We start from the raw sequence: 17,836 nt of genomic DNA, 5'->3' as shown, positions 1-17,836 counted from the left end.
CGGCTTTATCAGACGCCGTCCTTTTCGGCGCTCGCCGCCATATGGGTGAGATCGTCCCACAGGCTTTCGGCAAAGCTGCGCAGGACCGTAAGCTCGAAGCTGTCATCGCCGGTGCGGACGATCTGCACGGAGAGATGACCGACCATCGTCATGGCCGAATGGCCTTCCGGAAAGACGGAAGGATCGAGATCGACGGCGGTCCCCCTTGAGAGAAGCGCCCGCGAAGAACGGCCGGAAACGCCGATACGCACGCGCCCGTGGCTCTGGTCCATGACGAAGGCCTTTCCCGCAAGCGCTGCAACGAGAGCATCGAGGCTGGCCGGGACAAGCGGATCATCGCCGGCGACGAACCATTGCCGGAAGCCTGCCTGGCGGATCGAACTTTTCGCAAAGCCTGCTTTCACCAATTCCGCGGCGAGCGCGGTTGGCTCGATCGCACCCAGCACATGCAGAAGATGGCCCTCCGGCAAGGCTTCCAGCCGGATGCCCGCCCCTGAGATGCCGTTATATGTTGCCCCGGCAAGAACCGGTTTATGTTGCGGAAGATCACGCATGGAGCTTCTCGTTTTCGGGATCGATGAAGACGGGATGGCAGAGCACGGCATCGGTGAATTCGTTGCGCAGGCCGTTCCAGACCGTCACCTTTTCACCGATGCGCTCCGGCCCACGCCTGACGAGCGCCAGGCCGATCGTATGGCCGAGCCCCGGCGAAAAGGCGCTTGATGTCACGTAGCCCTGGTCGTTTTCGAGCGTCGCCGCAACGCCGTCGGCAAGAATATGCGAGCCGGTGCGGAAACCGCTTGCCGGATCGAGCGGCTTGACGCCGACAAGGCGCGGCCGCTCGGGGTCCTGCAGCCCTTCCCGGGCAAGCATTGCCTTGCCGATGAAATCCGGCTTGGTCGATGAAACCATGCGGCCGAAGCCGAGATCGCCTGGCGTTACCGTGCCGTTGATTTCGGCATGGGTGACATGACCCTTTTCGATGCGCATGACGCCGAGCGCTTCGGCGCCATAGGCGCAGATGCCATGTTTCTCGCCCGCCGACATGATCGCATCGGCAACCCCTTCGCCATAGCCTGCCGGTACTGCGAGCTCGTAGGCGAGTTCGCCGGAGAAGGAGATCCGGAAGAGCCGGCCTTCGAGGCGGCCGCCGAAGAGGGAGACCTTGCGGGCACTCATGAACGGGAAGGCCGCATCCGACAAGTCCTCGTCGACAATCTCCTGGAGAATGGAACGCGACTTCGGCCCGGCGACGGCCATTTGCGCCCATTGATCGGTCGAGGAGGCAAAGCAGACGTCGAGTTCCGGCCAGAGCGTCTGGGCGCAGAATTCGAGATGGGTCAGCACACCGGCGGCAAGTGCGGTCGTCGTCGTCATGAAGAAATGGTCGTCGCTGAACCGGCTGGTGGTGCCGTCATCATAGATGAAGCCGTCCTCACGCAGCATGATGCCGTAACGCGCCTTGCCCAGAGCAAGCTTGGCGAAGCCGTTGCAATAGATGCGATCAAGGAAGGTCGCGGCATCCTTCCCGAAAATCTCGATCTTGCCGAGGGTCGAGACGTCGCAGAGGCCGGCATTCTTCCGGATGTTCAGCACCTCGCGGTCGACGCTTTCGCGCCATGTCGTCTCGCCGGGGCGCGGGAACCAGGACGAACGGTACCACAGGCCGGTTTCGACGAAGACCGCGCCATTCTTCTCAGCCCAGCCATGCAGCGGCGATTTGCGCGCCGGCTGGAAATGTTTGCCGCGCGACGCCCCGGTCAAGGCGCCGAAGGAAACCGGCGTATAGAAGGGCCGGAAGGTCGTCGTTCCCACCTCGGCGGGAGACACGCCGCGCGCCTCGGCAAGAATGCCGATGGCGTTGATGTTGGAAAGCTTGCCCTGGTCGGTCGCCATGCCGCTTGTGGTGTAACGCTTGGCGAGCTCGACATGGCCGTAGCCTTCGCGGACGGCGAGACCCAGATCCTTGAGATGCACGTCGTTCTGATAATCGACGAAAGCCTTGCCCTTCGAGCCCTTGATCGACCAGAGCGGCTTTGCCTGTGCAGCCGTCTCGGAAGCCGGTGCAAAGGCCGGCTCCGCCGCTGCGAAACCGATCGCCTTCAACGCAGCAGCTGCCTTTGCGGCGCCATCCCCGAGGCAGGTCGCGGTTTGCGCCATGCCGGCGGCCGAGCCGGCGACGGTCAGACCTTCCTGCTGGACAGGCGCCAGAAACGCCGAGGCCTCGTCCGACCATTGCGGTTTTGCACCGCGATGGCAGGCAAGGTGGATGATCGGGCTCCAGCCGCCCGACATGGCAAGCGCATCCGCTTCGATCCGACGGGTGCCGCCTGCCGCCTCGACGCTGACGCCGCGCAGGCGCTTGCCGCCAAACGCATCGATGACCCTGGCGCCCTTCAGCACCTCGGCGCGGCCCTGCCAGCTCTCGGCCGCATCCCCGCGGCTGTCGACGATCGCCGCGACCGCGAGGCCGGCGGCTTCAAGATCGGCAGCGGTGCGATATCCGGCGTCGTTGGTGGTGAAGATGACAGTGCTTCTGCCGGGTGCGACCGCCTGCCGGTTGAGATAGCTGCGCATGGCGCCTGCCATCATCACACCGGGAATATCGTTGCCGCCGAAGACGAGCGGACGCTCTTCGGCGCCGGTCGCAAGGATCGCTTGGCGGGCGACGATGCGCCACAACCGTTCGACAGGACGATCCGGATCAGGCGTCGCCACATGTTTCTGCACCCGTTCAACCGCACCGAAGACATTGTCGTCGTACCAGCCGAACACCGTCATGCGCGGCAGGCGGCGCACATTCGCGAGGCCCTCCAGCTCGGTAAGCAGCTCGCCGAGAAGCGCGTCCGCCGGTTTGCCGTCAACAGAACCGCTGTCGGAAAGCAGGCTGCCGCCGAGTTCGGCTCCCTCATCGGCGAGGATGACGCGCGCGCCGGCGCGGCCGGCGGTCAGCGCCGCGGCAAGACCGGCAGGGCCGGCGCCGATCACCAGCAGATCGCAATGCGCCCAGCATTTCTCGTAGGAATCGGGATCGGCCTCGTAGGAGGCTCTGCCGAGGCCTGCCGCCTTGCGGATCACCGGCTCATAGAGCTTTTCCCAGAGGGCCGCCGGCCACATGAAGGTCTTGTAGTAGAAACCGGCGCTGAGGAAGGGCGACAGCAGCCCGTTGACCGCGCCGACATCGAAGCCGAGCGAAGGCCAGCGGTTCTGGCTCCTTGCCGCCAGCCCCTGGTAAAGCTCGATCATCGTCGCGCGCGTATTCGGTTCGGTGCGCCCGCCGCTGCCTGTCGTCATCAACGCGTTCGGTTCGGCAGCCCCCGCCGTCAGGATACCGCGCGGGCGGTGATATTTGAAGCTGCGGCCGACGAGCTGGACGCCGTTGGCAAGCAACGCCGAGGCGAGCGTGTCGCCCGGATGGCCTTCGAGCGGCCTGCCGTCGAAAGTAAAGCCGAGCGTCGTGGCGCGGTCGATGCGGCCGCCGGAAGAAAGACGGAAGCTCGTCATGCCGGTTCTCCGCCGAGCTTGGAAAGGGCGGCATCCCTGACACCGTGAACCGCATGGGTGACGGTATCGCGTTCGACGATCAGCCAGCGGCGGCATCCGGAGGAGTGGTGCCAGTATTCGCTGTGCCGGCCGCGCGGATTGTCACGCAGATAGACATAGTCGAACCAGGCCTCCGCACCGGCATCCGGCGCCGGCCTGACAAGGCCGGCATCGCCGCGGATCGAAAATTCCTCCTTCGGTCGGGCGCCGCAATGAGGACAGGAAATCAGGCTTGCCATCGTCGAATGTCCTCAGTGCAGATTGGGCTGGGCGCCGACGCCCTTTTCGTCGATCGGGTAGCCGCGCGCGAAGCGGTCGAGCCGGAAGGCGCGGGCGGTCTGATGCGGCGCATTGCGGGCAATCAGATGGGCGTAGCAGAAGCCGGAGGCGGGTGTGGCCTTGAAGCCGCCGTAACACCAGCCGGTGTTGAGATAGAGATTGTCGATATGGGTGCGGTCGATGATCGGCGAGCCATCCATGCTCATATCCATGACGCCACCCCAGGAGCGCAGATACCGCACCCGCGACAAGGAAGGGATCATCGCCAGCCCGGCTTCGGCGACATGCTCGACCGAAGCAAGATTGCCGCGCTGGGCATAGGAATTATAGCCGTCGATATCGCCGCCGAAGACGAGGCCGCCCTTGTCCGACTGGGACACGTAGAAGTGCCCGGCGCCGAAGGTGACGACCGTGTCGATGAACGGCTTCAGCCCTTCCGAAACGAAGGCCTGCAGCACAAGGCTTTCGATCGGCAGGCGAAGGCCGGCCATATCGCCGACGACGGTGGAGTTGCCGGCGGCCGCAAGCGCCAGCTTGCCGCAGCCGATAAAGCCCTTGCTGGTCTCGACGCCGGTCACCTGGCCGTTTTCGCTGCGGATTCCCGTCACCTCGCACTGGGTGATGATGTCGACGCCGCGCTGATCGGCGCCGCGCGCATAACCCCAGGCGACCGCATCGTGGCGCACCGTGCCGCCGCGCGGGTGGAACAGGCCGCCCATCACCGGGAAACGGGCATTGTCGAAATCGAGGAAGGGCAATTTCTGGCGCACCGCCTGCCGGTCGAGAAGCTCGGCGTCGACGCCGTGCAGCCGCATGGCGTTGCCGCGGCGCGTATAGGCGTCGCGCTGGGCGTCGGAATGGAAAAGGTTGAGCACACCGCGCTGCGAGACCATGGCGTTGAAGTTGAAGTCCTGCTCCAGCCCCTCCCAGAGTTTCATCGACAGTTCGTAGAAGGGATTGTTGCCGGGCAGCAGGTAGTTCGAGCGGATGATCGTCGTGTTCCTGCCGATATTGCCCGAGCCGAGATAGCCCTTTTCGAGGACGGCGACATTGGTGACGCCGAATTCCTTGGCAAGATAATAGGCGGTGGCAAGACCATGGCCGCCGCCGCCGACGATGATGACGTCGTAATGCGGCTTCGGCGCCGGGTCGCGCCAGGCAGGCGCCCAGCTTTTGTTGCCGCGAAGGCCGTTCAGGAAAATCGAAAGAGCGGAATAGCGCATGGGTCACCCCGGAAAGAACAAGTCGATGATGCCAGAAAGCGGAGCGCTGACTTGTACAATAGAGACATGAATCGCTAAGAAAGAGACATGTCCTCACTTGATAGCAGAAATGCCCAGACGATCGGCTTCATCCTTATCCCGGGATTTGCGCTGATGTCCTATGCCTCGGCGACCGAGCCGCTGCGGGCGGCAAATCTCTTGGCCGGACGTGAGATCTATCGGCTGCAGATCTTCTCGCCCGATGGCGCCCCGGCGCTTTCCTCCTCGGGCGTCAGCGTCCCCGCCGAACCTCTGCCCGTCAGGGGTGCGGGGCTCGGAACGGCCTTCGTCTGCGCCGGCGGATTGCCCCGCGACTGGCGGTATCCCGGCGTGCTTGCCTGCTTGCGGCAGCTGTCGCGCGAAGGGGTGAGGATCGGCGGCATCTCGGGCGGGCCCTATCTGATGGCCGCTGCCGGACTGCTTGGCGGCCGCGACTTCACCATCCACTGGGAGCATGCCGCAGCCCTTCTCGAAGCCTTCCCGGACCTCACGCCGCGCCAGGCGCGCTTCCTGATCGACGGCAACCGGATTACCTGCGGCGGCGGCATCGCACCGCTCGACATGATGCATGTGCTGATCGCCGAGCGCATGGGGCCGGATTTCGCCCGCCGCGTCAGCGACTGGTATCTTCATACGGAGGTCAACGAACCTGCAGCGCCGCAGCGCGCTTCGCTGGCGCAGCGTTACGGCGTCTATCATCCCGGCCTGCTCAGCGTTCTCGAACGGATGGAGGAGACGATCGAGATGCCGCTCGAGCGTGCCGCCATGGCGCGCATCGCCGGCGTCACCACCCGCCATCTCGACCGGCTCTTTGCGGCCCAGCTCAATACCACCTTCCTCGATCAATACCGCAGGATCAGGCTGCAGCATGCCCATCGTCTGCTGAAACAGAGCCCACTTTCCGTCTCGGAAATCGCGGTGGCCACCGGTTTTTCCAGTCTGAGCCATTTTTCCCGGATGTTCCGTACCCTCTATGGCATCGCTCCGCGCGAGGCTCGGCGGGAATAGGTTTTCTTCACGGTTGAGGAATTTTCACTATGACGATAGGGTTGCCTTCAGACAAAAGAGAAGGCGGCAGTGGAAAACCCATGAAATCCAAGCGTGAAGCGGCAGAGCAACCGGAACAGGCGCATAGTGGACGCGCTCCCTTTTCCCAGGACCCGCACGCCGTCCGCGAGCCGAAGGAAAACAACCTCGAAATGGCGATCGGCCATGAGGTGCGCGCCTACCGCAAGAAACTCGGCATCACAGTCACCGATCTGGCGGCCGCGACCGGCATTTCACTCGGCATGCTGTCGAAGATAGAGAATGGCAACATCTCGCCGTCGCTGACGACGCTGCAATCGCTGTCGCGGGCGCTCGGCGTACCGCTGACCGCCTTTTTTCGCCGCTATGAGGAACCGCGCAATGCCGTCTTCGTCAAGGCAGGCCAGGGCATCGAACTCGAACGGCGCGGCACGCGCGCCGGCCATCAATATAATCTGCTCGGCCATATCGACAACAATACCAGCGGCGTCATCGTCGAGCCCTATCTCATCACATTGACGGCCGATTCCGACACCTTCCCGACCTTTCAGCACGAGGGCATGGAATTTCTCTACATGCTCGAAGGCGTGGTCGTTTACCGCCATGGCGACCAGCTTTTCCAGATGGAGCCGGGCGACAGCCTGTTCTTCGATGCCGATGCACCGCATGGGCCGGAGCAGTTGGTGAAACTCCCGAGCAAGTACCTTTCGATCATCACCTATCCTCAGCGCAGCTCGAAAGGCTGACTTGCTTTAAAAGAAAAAATCTTTCTTCCGAGTTGAAATCTCAAAACAGACCTGCTAGTCCTTTCTCAACACGAACGGAGGTCTGGTCATGTGCGGAATTGTGGGTCTCTTCCTCAAGGATAAAAGTCTCGAACCGGAGCTCGGCGCGCTCCTGTCGTCCATGCTGGTGACGATGACGGATCGGGGGCCGGACAGCGCCGGTATCGCGATCTATGGCGACGCCAGCGGCAGCAATGCCAAGATCACCATCCAGTCTGCCAATCCGAAGAAGGATTTCGCGGGCCTCGAGGCCGAACTCGGCCAGGCGGTTGGCGCACGGGTCGCCATCCAGGTGAAGAGCACGCATGCCGTCATCACGCTTGCGAAGGATCTGCTCGACGCGGGCAAGGCAGCCGTTGCCGAACTGCGTCCGAACGTTCGCATCATGAGCAGCGGCGACGCCATCGAGATCTATAAGGAAACCGGCCTGCCGAAGGATGTCGTTTCCCGCTTCGCGGTCAATTCAATGGCCGGCACCCACGGCATCGGCCATACCCGCATGGCGACGGAATCGGCCGTCACGACGCTCGGCGCTCATCCTTTTTCCACCGGCTCCGACCAATGCCTGGTGCATAATGGCTCGCTCTCGAACCACAACAATCTGCGCCGCGAGCTGAAGCGCGAAGGCATGACCTTCGAAACGGAAAACGATACCGAGGTCGCCGCCGCCTATCTGACGGCAGAGATGGCCAAGGGCAAGAATCTCGGCCAGGCGCTGGAAGGCGCGGTGGATGACCTCGACGGCTTCTTCACCTTCGTCGTCGGCACGAAGTCCGGCTTCGGCGTCGTGCGCGATGCGATCGCCTGCAAGCCCGCTGTCATGGCCGAAACGGACCAGTATGTCGCATTCGGTTCGGAATACCGGGCGCTCGTCAATCTGCCCGGCATCGAGAATGCCCGGGTCTGGGAGCCGGAGCCTGCAACCGTCTATTTCTGGGATCACCAGAAGGTCGATTGACCGGCACCTCATGCGCATTCTCCAAGGGTTATCGAAACATGCCTGTCATTGATCTTGCCACTACGCCGTTGCGTGAACTCAACAGCGCCCTGCACAACATCCAGAACGGTTCGAACGATCTTTCCTACGAAGTCGTCAATCCGCGTGGCAGCCATTCGGTTGCCGTCGGCATCGATGCGCCCGTCACGGTCGACGTGAAGGGGTCCGTCGGCTATTATTGCGCCGGCATGAACGACGGCGGGACCGTCACCGTACACGGTTCGGCAGGTCCAGGTGTTGCGGAAAACATGATGTCTGGAACAGTCGTCATCGAGGGCGATGCCAGCCAGTATGCCGGCGCAACCGGCCGCGGCGGCCTCCTTGTCATCAAGGGCAATGCGGCGTCACGCTGCGGCATCTCGATGAAGGGCATCGACATCGTCGTTCATGGCAATATCGGCCACATGTCCGCCTTCATGGGGCAGTCCGGCCACCTCGTGGTGCTCGGCGATGCCGGCGATGCGCTTGGGGATTCGCTCTACGAGGCGAAGCTCTTCGTGCGCGGTTCGGTCAAGAGCCTGGGTGCCGATTGCATCGAAAAGGAGCTGCGTCCCGAGCATCTGACGAAGCTGGCCGAACTTCTCGAAAAAGCGGGTGTGACCGAAGTGAGGCCCGAGGAATTCAAGCGTTACGGTTCCGCCCGCAAGCTTTACAATTTCAATATCGACAACGCTGACGCATATTAAGGCGAGGGACCATCATGAGCTATCACAACCCCTATACCCCGCCGCGCAAATCCGCGACCTTCGATGATTACACGCTGGCGGAAATCCGCCGTGCGGCGGCGACCGGCATTTACGACATCCGTGGCGCCGGCACCAAACGGAAGGTCCCGCATTTCGATGACCTGCTGTTTCTCGGCGCATCGATCTCGCGCTATCCGCTCGAAGGTTACCGCGAGAAGTGCGACACGTCGGTCGTCCTCGGCGCGCGCTTCGCCAAGAAGCCCATCCACCTGAAGACGCCGATCACCATTGCCGGCATGAGCTTCGGCGCCCTGTCCGGCAATGCCAAGGAAGCGCTCGGACGCGGCGCGACGATCGCCGGAACCTCCACCACGACAGGCGACGGCGGGATGACCGACGAAGAGCGCGGCCATTCGCAGACGTTGGTCTACCAGTATCTGCCGTCGCGATACGGCATGAATCCCAAGGACCTGCGTCGCGCAGATGCAATCGAAGTGGTTGTCGGTCAAGGTGCCAAGCCCGGCGGCGGTGGCATGCTGCTCGGCCAGAAGATCTCCGATCGGGTCGCCAACATGCGCAATCTGCCGAAGGGCATCGATCAGCGCTCGGCCTGCCGCCATCCGGATTGGACTGGCCCGGATGACCTCGAAATCAAGATCCTGGAACTGCGCGAGATTACCGACTGGGAAAAACCGATCTATGTGAAGGTCGGCGGCGCGCGGCCCTATTACGACACAGCGCTTGCCGTGAAGGCGGGTGCTGACGTGGTGGTGCTCGATGGCATGCAGGGCGGAACCGCGGCAACGCAGGATGTCTTCATCGAGAATGTCGGCATGCCGACGCTCGCCTGCATCCGCCCCGCGGTCCAGGCGCTGCAGGACCTCGGCATGCATCGCAAGGTGCAACTGATCATCTCGGGCGGCATCCGTTCGGGCGCCGACGTGGCCAAGGCACTGGCGCTGGGTGCCGATGCCGTTGCCATCGGCACGGCAGCGCTCGTTGCGATCGGCGACAACGATCCGCATTGGGAAGAAGAATACCAAAAGCTCGGCACCACGGCCGGCGCCTATGACGACTGGCACGAAGGCAAAGACCCGGCTGGCATCACGACGCAGGATCCCGAGCTGATGAAGCGCCTTGATCCGGTCGCCGCCGGCCGCCGTCTCGCCAACTATCTGAAGGTTATGACGCTGGAAGCCCAGACCATCGCGCGCGCCTGCGGCAAGAACCACCTGCACAACCTGGAACCGGAAGATCTTTGCGCCCTGACGATGGAGGCGGCCGCCATGGCCCAGATCCCGCTCGCCGGCACAAACTGGTATCCCGGCAAGGGAGGCTACTGATTTCTACCGGCCGGGCAAACGTCCCGGCCGTCTCGCATCCATAACCAAAGTGTCTCCAAGAAATCCAAAGGGGAACGAGAATGACACTGGACCTTGCTGCTTTTGCCAGAGACAAAGGCATCAAATATTTCATGATCAGCTATACCGACCTGTTCGGCGGCCAACGCGCCAAGCTGGTCCCCGCCGAAGCCATCGCCGATATGCAGAAAGATGGCGCCGGCTTCGCGGGCTTTGCAACCTGGCTCGATTTGACGCCTGCCCATCCCGACCTGTTCGCGCTTCCCGATGCTTCCTCCGTCATCCAGCTGCCCTGGAAGAAAGACGTCGCATGGGTTGCCGCCGACTGCGTCATGGACGATCAGCCTGTCGAACAGGCACCGCGTGTGCTGCTGAAAAGACTGGTCGCTGAAGCTGCGAAGGAGGGGCTCCGGGTGAAAACCGGCGTGGAGCCCGAGTTCTTTCTCATCTCCGCCGACGGCTCGGTGATTTCAGACCAGTTCGATACAGCCGAGAAGCCTTGCTACGATCAGCAGGCCGTGATGCGTCGGTATGATGTCATCGCCGAGATTTGCGACTACATGCTCGAGCTTGGCTGGAAGCCCTACCAGAACGACCACGAGGACGCGAATGGCCAGTTCGAGATGAACTGGGAATATGACGACGCTCTTCAGACGGCAGACAAGCACTCCTTCTTCAAGTTCATGGTGAAGTCGGTCGCCGAAAAACACGGCCTTCGCGCCACCTTCATGCCGAAGCCCTTCAAAGGCCTGACCGGAAACGGCTGCCATGCCCACATCTCGGTCTGGGACATCGATGGCAAGGTCAACGCCTTCGCGGACAAGGAAATGCCATTTGGGCTCTCCGCTCAGGGTAAAACCTTCCTCGGCGGCATCATGAAGCACGCCTCCGCGCTTGCCGCAATCACCAATCCGACGGTCAATTCCTATAAGCGCATCAACGCGCCGCGCACGACATCGGGCGCGACCTGGGCGCCGAACACCGTGACCTGGACGGGCAACAACCGCACCCACATGGTGCGCGTGCCGGGACCGGGCCGCTTCGAGCTGCGTCTGCCTGATGGTGCGGTCAACCCGTATCTGCTGCAGGCGATCATCATCGCGGCCGGCCTCGACGGCATCCGCAGCCAGGCCGATCCCGGCCGGCACTACGATATCGACATGTATGCCGAGGGGTATCTGGTGAAGGACGCGCCGCGCCTGCCGCTCAATCTGCTCGACGCGCTGCGCGCCTACGATGCCGACGAGGGATTGAAGCAGGCGATCGGGGCCGAGTTTTCCGCCGCCTATCTCAAGCTCAAGCATCAGGAATGGAATGCCTACTGCTCGCATTTCACCCAGTGGGAACGCGACAGTACGCTCGACATCTGAGTGGCTGGACGCCTCTGGCGCATAACCCCGAAAATCGGAATCGATTTTCGGAAAGGATTATGCGCAGATTCAAAGTGATAGAGCGTCCTTGGCGCGTCTGAAAAGACGCGGCGCTCTATTGACACGCTGACGCGCCGGGGCGAACAGGCTCCGACGTGATCGGACCTTCTGCACTTGATATGGCGAAGAAAGTGACAGCATGAAGAACTTCGTACTCACCGTATCCTGCAAATCGACGCGCGGCATCGTCGCGGCGATTTCGAGCTATCTGGCCGACAAGGGCTGCAACATCATCGACAGCTCGCAGTTCGACGATCTCGATACCGGCAAGTTCTTCATGCGCGTCAGCTTCATTTCGGAAGAGGGTCTTTCGGGCGCCGATATCGACACCGGTTTTGCAGCCGTCGCCGCTCCTTTCGAAATGGATTACGATTTTCACGACAGCGAGAAGCGCATGAAGGTGCTGCTGATGGTGTCGCGCTTCGGCCATTGCCTCAACGACCTGCTTTACCGCTGGAAGATCGGCGCGCTGCCGATCGATATCGTCGGCGTCGTCTCCAACCATTTCGACTACCAGAAGGTCGTGGTCAACCACGACATTCCCTTCCACCATATTCCGGTCACCAAGGCCAACAAGGCGCAGGCCGAGGCCCATATCATGGAAGTGGCCGAGCAGACCGGCACCGAGCTGATCGTACTCGCCCGCTACATGCAGATCCTGTCGGACGAGATGTGCCAGAAAATGTCCGGCCGGATCATCAACATCCACCATTCCTTCCTGCCGAGTTTCAAGGGCGCCAACCCTTACAAACAGGCCTACGGCCGCGGCGTGAAGCTGATCGGGGCGACTGCGCATTACGTCACCGCCGATCTCGACGAAGGCCCGATCATCGAGCAGGACACGGCGCGCATCACCCATGCGCAGTCGCCCGACGACTATGTCTCGATCGGCCGCGACGTCGAAAGCCAGGTGCTGGCGCGTGCCATCCATGCCCATATCCATCACCGCACCTTCATCAACGGCAATCGCACCGTGGTCTTCCCGGCGAGCCCCGGCAGCTACGCCTCCGAACGCATGGGTTAGAGACGGGGTTGGGGGACGGCAAAAGCGTCGCCGCATGCGTTGCTCAGATGGTCAAGGTTGCAGCAAGCACCGTCAAAAGTTTGGGAAATGCATGTCGGGCGGGGTTGCCACGGCGCGAAAGACTTATATAGTCAGGAAATAAATATTCCGTAGAGGAAACAAAAGGGAACGGACAATGGCTTTATCATGGCGTTTCTCCGTCTTGGCGGATCGGCATCGCGCTCTGGGATCGAAGCTCGAGGACTGGAGCGGCATGGGCACCGCCTGGACCTACGACAAGGACATGTCTGAAGAGCATGTCGCCGTCCGCACCAAGGCCGGCATCATGGATGTCTCAGGCCTGAAGAAGGTGCACCTGGTCGGCCCGCACGCCATCGCCGTGCTCGACTCCATCACCACCCGCGACCTGACGAAGATCTACCCCGGTCGGTCGGTCTACGCGACCATGCTGAACGACCGCGGCCATTTCACCGACGACTGCATCGTCTATCGCACCGGCCCGAATTCCTGGATGCTCGTGCATGGCTCCGGCTCCGGCCACGAGGAACTCGTCAAGCAGGCTGCGGGCCGCAATTGCGCCGTGCTCTTCGACGACGACCTGCACGACCTGTCGCTGCAGGGTCCGATCGCGGTCGACTATCTCGCCAAATATGTGCCTGGCATCCGCGACCTCAAATATTTCCACCACATGCAGACAACGCTGTTCGGCGCACCGGTGATGATCTCGCGTACCGGCTATACCGGCGAACGCGGCTACGAGATCTTCGTGCGCGGCCAGGACGCCGTCATGGTCTGGGACCGGATCGTCGAGGAAGGCAAGGAGATGGGCATCATCCCCTGCTGCTTCTCCGTTCTCGACATGCTGCGGGTCGAAAGCTACCTGCTCTTCTACCCCTACGACAATTCGCAGATGTATCCCTTCGCCGATCAGCCGCCCGGCGACAGCCTCTGGGAACTCGGCCTCGACTTCACCGTCAGCCCCGGCAAGACGGGCTTCCGCGGCGCCGAGGAACATGCTCGCCTCAAGGGCAAGGAACGCTTCAAGATCTTCGGCATGCTGATCGATGCCGACGGACCGGCCGATCTCGGCGACGAAGTCTTTGCCGACGGCAAAAAGGTCGGCGTCATTACCTGCCCGAGCTATTCGTCGCTGACGCAGAAATCCATGGCGATTGCCCGTCTGGACGTTGACAAGGCGGTGCATGGGACGAAACTCGAAGTCCGCGGCAAGACCGTGAAGGCAGGCGCCACCGCCCACACGCTTCCTTTCGACGATCCGGAGAAGAAGAAGAGGACCGCTGTAGGTTAAGGAGCACGCGAATGCTCGTTGCAGGCATCAAAAGCCGACCAGTCTATACGGGCCTGACCATCCAGCCGCGCGCCCGGCGGCACATTTTCGCGCTCGAAGGGGAGGGCGCCAAGGCTCTCCTCGATCAGCAGCCGGCGCTCGACGAAACGGCGCTTTCCCGCAGCGAAATCCTCTATGTCGCCCGCGGCTCGCAGGGTACCGGCCTGGACGAGGCGTTGCGCCGCCTCGGCGCCGACATGTTCTTCACGGCCCCGACCATCGCAACGCTGCTCTTCCGATTGAAAGGTTCGCTCGCCACCGCCCATATGGGCACGCGGCTTTATCTATCGGGCACGGAAGGCTTCATCGGCCAGGCAATGCTCGTGGCGCTCGATTACGGCATGGACCATGCCTCCGTCATCACCGAGCATCGCGGCTCGCTGGCCCGGCGTGTGCAATGCGTCCATTGCAAGGGCATCACCGACGACGTCACCACCAGTCCCTTTGCCTGCAGCCATTGCGGGCTGACGCTTTTGGTGCGCGACCATTATTCGCGCCGGCTCGCCGCCTTCCAGGGCGTCAATATCGATGCGGAAGAACCGGGCAGCGCGCCTGATCCGGAGGAGTTGTTCCTTTGAGCGGTGGCACTGAAATTCCTGTCCGCGTGACGCGGATCACGCCGATCGCCGAGCGCGTCAAGCGCTTCCGTTTCGAGCGCCTTGACGGCAAGCCGATGCCTTATTTCTCCGGCGGCGCCCACGTCATCGTTTTGATGAACGATGGCGGCCATATGCGCCGCAACGCTTATTCGCTGATGTCGCCGCCGCATGATTGCGCAGCCTATGAGATCAGCGTGCTGCACGTCGAGGATTCACGCGGCGGCTCCACCTTCATGCATGAGAAGCTCAGCGAAGGCGACGAGCTGAAGGTCAGCTATCCCGTCAACCTCTTCCAGCCGGACTGGCGCGGGCGCAAGCACCTTCTGATCGCCGGCGGCATCGGCATTACCCCCTTCATCGCGATGATGGAGCAGTTTTCCCGCGAGGGCGCCAATTTCGAGCTGCATTATGCCATCCGCACGCGCGACCGCGGTGCCTATTGGCAGCAACTCGTCGAGCGCTATGGCGGACATCGTATCAAGATCTATTGCGACGCCGAAGGCGGCGCCATCCCCCTGACGCGCCTGCTCGACACCCAGCCGCTCGGCACGCATCTTTATGTCTGCGGCCCATCCGGCATGATCGACGGCGTGCTGAAGGCGGGACTGGACGCCGGCTGGCCGGAGCAGAACCTGCATTCGGAACGGTTCCTGTCGTCGCTGCCCGGCAAGCCCTTCGCGATCGAGCTCCTGCGGTCCGGCAAGACCGTGAAGGTCGGCCATCACGAAAGCATGCTGGAGGCCATCGAGGCGGCGGGCGTCGATGCGCCCTTCCTCTGTCGCGGCGGCGCCTGCGGTCAATGCGAGACAGGGGTCGTCACTTGCGACGGCAAGCTGCTGCACCATGACGTCTATTTGACGAGCGAAGAAAAGGCATCCGGCCGCAAGGTGATGATCTGCGTTTCCCGCTTCGAGGGAAACACGCTGCATCTTGATCTCTAGCGGCATCGGAAGCGGAACAAGGAGACCGGACATGGCAATCGTCTTCAAGCAGGAAACCTTCCGGAACGATTTCAGCTATCGGAACAGTCCCGAGAACATCCGGCGTTTCCCGTTTCCCTTCGACCGCGACGAATACATGTATTCGGTCAATATGGAGCCGCATGTGCACGGCCGGGCGGGAACCGTCTACGAAAGCCTGATCGACGTCGACGAGCATTACGTCGCCGAGATGCACGACCGGGCGCTGGTCCTGAAGGAAGATCCGCTACGCTATCAGGCTCTGCCGCACATGATGAGCGCCCAGTGGGACACGCTCGAACTTTTGATGGAAGAGCAGGCGGCAGGGTACCCCGATCATTTCACGCTGATCCGCAACGGCGACCAATGGCGCTGGATCAACCGCCCGCTCGGCATCGACGACAGCTTCACCTTCGGCGACGCCTCGACGCTGCCCTATGAGCCCTTCGAATATATCACCCGCCAGGCCCAGGGCGATTTCTGCATCGTCGACCAGCGCGACAGCAATCTCTGGATGGATGCCGGCATGGTGACGACTCAGGCCGACTGGTCGCTCGATTTCGATATCGGCATGAACTTCATGGAATGGCATGGACCGGTGCCGCTCGCCCACCAGATCGGCGTCTTCGACAGGGCGCTGAAATTCCTCCTGAACCTGCAGCAGGGCAAGCCGACACGACGCTTCAACTGGACGATGACGATCAATCCGCGGCTCGACACCAGCCCGGAGAATTATCACAAGTGGGGTCCTGACCGGACCACGGTGAGGCCGGAGAATGTCGGCGAGAAGGTGCATCTGCGCGTCGAATTGCAGAGCCTCTGGCGCCTGCCGCGCTCGAACGCCATCCTCTTCGTCATCCGCTGCTACCTGATGAACATGGAAGAGCTCGTCACCGTGCCGAAATGGGCGCGCCGCTTTCCGCGCGTACTGAAGACGCTGCCGCCCGAGCTCATCGACTACAAGGGCCTCACCCGCTTCCGCGAGACGACGATCGACTGGCTTTCCAAATACGACGACGGGGCGCCGACCAGCCCCGGCATCTATCCGGACTGAGGCGCAGCGAATGTGCCAGGCAATGACATATAATCAAGAGGGGAATGCTTCATGACAAGAGTAGCCGTCATCGGTGCCGGTCCTTCCGGGCTGGCGCAGCTGCGCGCCTTTCAATCGGCCGCCCAGAAGGGCGCCGAAATCCCGGAGATCGTCTGCTTCGAAAAGCAGTCGGATTGGGGGGGCCTCTGGAACTATACCTGGCGCACCGGCCTCGACGAATATGGCGAGCCGGTCCATGGCAGCATGTATCGCTACCTCTGGTCGAACGGCCCGAAGGAATGCCTCGAATTCGCCGATTATTCCTTCGAGGAGCATTTCGGCAAGCCGATCGCCTCCTATCCGCCGCGCGCCGTGCTCTGGGATTACATCAAGGGCCGCGTCGAGAAGGCGAACGTCCGCCACTGGGTACGTTTCAGCACGCCGGTGCGCATGGTTCGCTTCGACGATCAGACGAAGAAATTCACGGTGACGGCGCATAACCGCATCGAGGACCGGATGTATGACGAGGAATTCGACTATGTCGTCGTAGCATCAGGTCATTTCTCGACGCCGAACGTGCCCTATTTCGAGGGCGTGAAGACCTTCAACGGCCGCGTGCTGCATGCCCATGATTTCCGCGACGCGCTGGAGTTCAAGGGCAAGGATATTCTGCTCGTCGGCCGCAGCTATTCGGCCGAGGACATCGGCTCGCAATGCTGGAAATACGGTGCGAAATCGGTGACGACGAGCTACCGCTCGAAGCCGATGGGCTTCAAGTGGCCTGATAATTTCGAGGAGCGGCCGCTGCTGACGAAGCTCGAAAACCGCACGGCGCACTTCCTCGACGGCTCGACCAAGGAGGTCGATGCCGTGATCCTCTGCACCGGATACCAGCACCATTTCCCCTTCCTGCCTGACGATCTCAGGCTGAAGACCGCCAACCGCCTCTGGGCCGACAGCCTCTACAAGGGCGTGATCTTCGACAAGAACCCGCAGCTTTTCTATATCGGCATGCAGGACCAGTTCTACACCTTCAACATGTTCGACGTGCAGGCCTGGTGGGCGCGCGACGTCATGATGGGCCGCATTACCCTGCCGCCGGAAGAGGAGCTGAAAGCCAATTTCGACATGTGGCGCGCCCGCGAGGAAACGCTCGAGGATGCCGAGCAGATGATCTGGTATCAGGGCGACTATGTGAAGGAACTGCTTGCCGAAACCGACTATCCCTCCTTCGACATCGAGGGCACCAACCAGACCTTCATGGAGTGGGAACATCACAAGGCCCACAACATCATGGGCTTTCGCGATCATGCCTACCGGTCGCTGATAACCGGCAACATGTCGCCGACGCATCACACGCCCTGGGTCGAGGCGCTCGATGATTCCATGGAGGAATATCTGCGCAACTGATGAGGCGGACCTGTATTGCCGGAGGAGGGTGTTCGTGCTCTCTTCCGGCATTGTGACGTGCGCCTTTTTAAATGAGACGACATAAATCCATCTG

At 62.0% G+C, this 17,836-nt stretch carries 16 protein-coding genes; 12 read left to right on the top strand and 4 right to left on the bottom strand.

Going from position 1 to position 17,836, the window contains the following annotated elements:
- Positions 1–8: 8 nt before the first annotated feature.
- From CUJ84_RS31945 to CUJ84_RS31930, 4 genes are read right to left on the bottom strand one after another with little or no spacing between them, the layout of a single operon-like run.
- A complete protein-coding gene (locus CUJ84_RS31945) occupies positions 9–554 on the bottom strand; it encodes a sarcosine oxidase subunit gamma (protein WP_105009583.1) in 546 nt (181 codons plus the stop codon).
- Positions 547–3,504, bottom strand: a complete 2,958-nt coding sequence (locus CUJ84_RS31940; RefSeq protein WP_105009582.1) for a sarcosine oxidase subunit alpha family protein — start codon at positions 3,502–3,504, stop codon at positions 547–549. The genes CUJ84_RS31945 and CUJ84_RS31940 overlap by 8 nt, the downstream gene beginning before the upstream one ends.
- The gene (locus CUJ84_RS31935; protein WP_017957716.1) at positions 3,501–3,782 is read right to left on the bottom strand and encodes a sarcosine oxidase subunit delta; all 282 of its coding nucleotides are present in this window, start codon (positions 3,780–3,782) and stop codon (positions 3,501–3,503) included. Before CUJ84_RS31935 ends, CUJ84_RS31940 begins: the two co-directional genes overlap by 4 nt.
- 12 nt (positions 3,783–3,794) lie before the next feature.
- Positions 3,795–5,045, bottom strand: coding sequence for a sarcosine oxidase subunit beta family protein (locus tag CUJ84_RS31930; RefSeq protein ID WP_105009581.1), 1,251 nt, complete (start codon positions 5,043–5,045; stop codon positions 3,795–3,797).
- An 87-nt stretch (positions 5,046–5,132) separates the two neighbouring features.
- Here CUJ84_RS31930 and CUJ84_RS31925 point away from each other — a divergent pair, with 87 nt between their 5' ends.
- From CUJ84_RS31925 to CUJ84_RS31870, 12 genes are all read left to right on the top strand, one after another.
- Complete coding sequence (locus CUJ84_RS31925) at positions 5,133–6,092, top strand: GlxA family transcriptional regulator (RefSeq protein ID WP_105009580.1); 960 nt, start codon at positions 5,133–5,135, stop codon at positions 6,090–6,092.
- 80 nt (positions 6,093–6,172) lie between these two features.
- A complete protein-coding gene (locus CUJ84_RS31920; protein WP_105009579.1) occupies positions 6,173–6,856 on the top strand; it encodes a helix-turn-helix domain-containing protein in 684 nt (227 codons plus the stop codon).
- 88 nt (positions 6,857–6,944) lie between these two features.
- Positions 6,945–7,853, top strand: a complete 909-nt coding sequence (locus tag CUJ84_RS31915; RefSeq protein ID WP_105009578.1) for a class II glutamine amidotransferase — start codon at positions 6,945–6,947, stop codon at positions 7,851–7,853.
- Positions 7,854–7,891: 38 nt separating this feature from the next.
- Entirely contained in the window at positions 7,892–8,578 is a 687-nt protein-coding gene (locus CUJ84_RS31910; RefSeq protein ID WP_105009577.1) for a GXGXG domain-containing protein, read from the top strand.
- A gap of 14 nt (positions 8,579–8,592) precedes the next feature.
- A complete protein-coding gene (locus tag CUJ84_RS31905) occupies positions 8,593–9,921 on the top strand; it encodes an FMN-binding glutamate synthase family protein (RefSeq protein ID WP_027690125.1) in 1,329 nt (442 codons plus the stop codon).
- 80 nt (positions 9,922–10,001) lie between these two features.
- On the top strand, positions 10,002–11,309 hold the full coding sequence (gene glnT, locus CUJ84_RS31900) for a type III glutamate--ammonia ligase (protein ID WP_105009576.1): 1,308 nt from the start codon (positions 10,002–10,004) through the stop codon (positions 11,307–11,309).
- 199 nt (positions 11,310–11,508) lie between these two features.
- On the top strand, positions 11,509–12,393 hold the full coding sequence (gene purU, locus CUJ84_RS31895) for a formyltetrahydrofolate deformylase (protein ID WP_105009575.1): 885 nt from the start codon (positions 11,509–11,511) through the stop codon (positions 12,391–12,393).
- Positions 12,394–12,568: 175 nt separating this feature from the next.
- Positions 12,569–13,702 (top strand): aminomethyltransferase family protein, encoded by a 1,134-nt coding sequence (locus CUJ84_RS31890; protein WP_105009574.1) that lies wholly within the window; start codon positions 12,569–12,571, stop codon positions 13,700–13,702.
- Positions 13,703–13,713: 11 nt separating this feature from the next.
- Positions 13,714–14,319 carry a dimethylamine monooxygenase subunit DmmA family protein gene (locus CUJ84_RS31885; protein ID WP_105009573.1) on the top strand — a complete coding sequence of 202 codons (606 nt, stop codon included), beginning with the start codon at positions 13,714–13,716 and terminating at the stop codon, positions 14,317–14,319.
- Positions 14,316–15,281, top strand: coding sequence for a PDR/VanB family oxidoreductase (locus CUJ84_RS31880; protein ID WP_105009572.1), 966 nt, complete (start codon positions 14,316–14,318; stop codon positions 15,279–15,281). Before CUJ84_RS31885 ends, CUJ84_RS31880 begins: the two co-directional genes overlap by 4 nt.
- A 31-nt stretch (positions 15,282–15,312) precedes the next feature.
- On the top strand, positions 15,313–16,353 hold the full coding sequence (locus CUJ84_RS31875) for a heme-dependent oxidative N-demethylase family protein (protein ID WP_105009571.1): 1,041 nt from the start codon (positions 15,313–15,315) through the stop codon (positions 16,351–16,353).
- Between the two features lie 51 nt (positions 16,354–16,404).
- Positions 16,405–17,742, top strand: coding sequence for an NAD(P)-binding domain-containing protein (locus CUJ84_RS31870; protein ID WP_105009570.1), 1,338 nt, complete (start codon positions 16,405–16,407; stop codon positions 17,740–17,742).
- Positions 17,743–17,836 lie beyond the last annotated feature (94 nt).

Source organism: Rhizobium leguminosarum, assembly GCF_002953715.1.
Classification (GTDB): Bacteria; Pseudomonadota; Alphaproteobacteria; order Rhizobiales; family Rhizobiaceae; genus Rhizobium; species Rhizobium leguminosarum_V.
This window is presented reverse-complemented; position numbering and strand designations above follow the sequence as displayed.

Excerpts from the sequence above, each read along its gene's own strand:
- CUJ84_RS31945 (WP_105009583.1), bottom strand. The coding sequence starts at position 554 with ATGCGTGATCTTCCGCAACATAAACCGGTTCTTGCCGGGGCAACATAT.
- CUJ84_RS31940 (WP_105009582.1), bottom strand. The coding sequence starts at position 3,504 with ATGACGAGCTTCCGTCTTTCTTCCGGCGGCCGCATCGACCGCGCCACG.
- CUJ84_RS31935 (WP_017957716.1), bottom strand. The coding sequence starts at position 3,782 with ATGGCAAGCCTGATTTCCTGTCCTCATTGCGGCGCCCGACCGAAGGAG.
- CUJ84_RS31930 (WP_105009581.1), bottom strand. The coding sequence starts at position 5,045 with ATGCGCTATTCCGCTCTTTCGATTTTCCTGAACGGCCTTCGCGGCAAC.
- CUJ84_RS31925 (WP_105009580.1), top strand. The coding sequence starts at position 5,133 with ATGTCCTCACTTGATAGCAGAAATGCCCAGACGATCGGCTTCATCCTT.
- CUJ84_RS31920 (WP_105009579.1), top strand. The coding sequence starts at position 6,173 with ATGAAATCCAAGCGTGAAGCGGCAGAGCAACCGGAACAGGCGCATAGT.
- CUJ84_RS31915 (WP_105009578.1), top strand. The coding sequence starts at position 6,945 with ATGTGCGGAATTGTGGGTCTCTTCCTCAAGGATAAAAGTCTCGAACCG.
- CUJ84_RS31910 (WP_105009577.1), top strand. The coding sequence starts at position 7,892 with ATGCCTGTCATTGATCTTGCCACTACGCCGTTGCGTGAACTCAACAGC.
- CUJ84_RS31905 (WP_027690125.1), top strand. The coding sequence starts at position 8,593 with ATGAGCTATCACAACCCCTATACCCCGCCGCGCAAATCCGCGACCTTC.
- glnT (WP_105009576.1), top strand. The coding sequence starts at position 10,002 with ATGACACTGGACCTTGCTGCTTTTGCCAGAGACAAAGGCATCAAATAT.
- purU (WP_105009575.1), top strand. The coding sequence starts at position 11,509 with ATGAAGAACTTCGTACTCACCGTATCCTGCAAATCGACGCGCGGCATC.
- CUJ84_RS31890 (WP_105009574.1), top strand. The coding sequence starts at position 12,569 with ATGGCTTTATCATGGCGTTTCTCCGTCTTGGCGGATCGGCATCGCGCT.
- CUJ84_RS31885 (WP_105009573.1), top strand. The coding sequence starts at position 13,714 with ATGCTCGTTGCAGGCATCAAAAGCCGACCAGTCTATACGGGCCTGACC.
- CUJ84_RS31875 (WP_105009571.1), top strand. The coding sequence starts at position 15,313 with ATGGCAATCGTCTTCAAGCAGGAAACCTTCCGGAACGATTTCAGCTAT.
- CUJ84_RS31870 (WP_105009570.1), top strand. The coding sequence starts at position 16,405 with ATGACAAGAGTAGCCGTCATCGGTGCCGGTCCTTCCGGGCTGGCGCAG.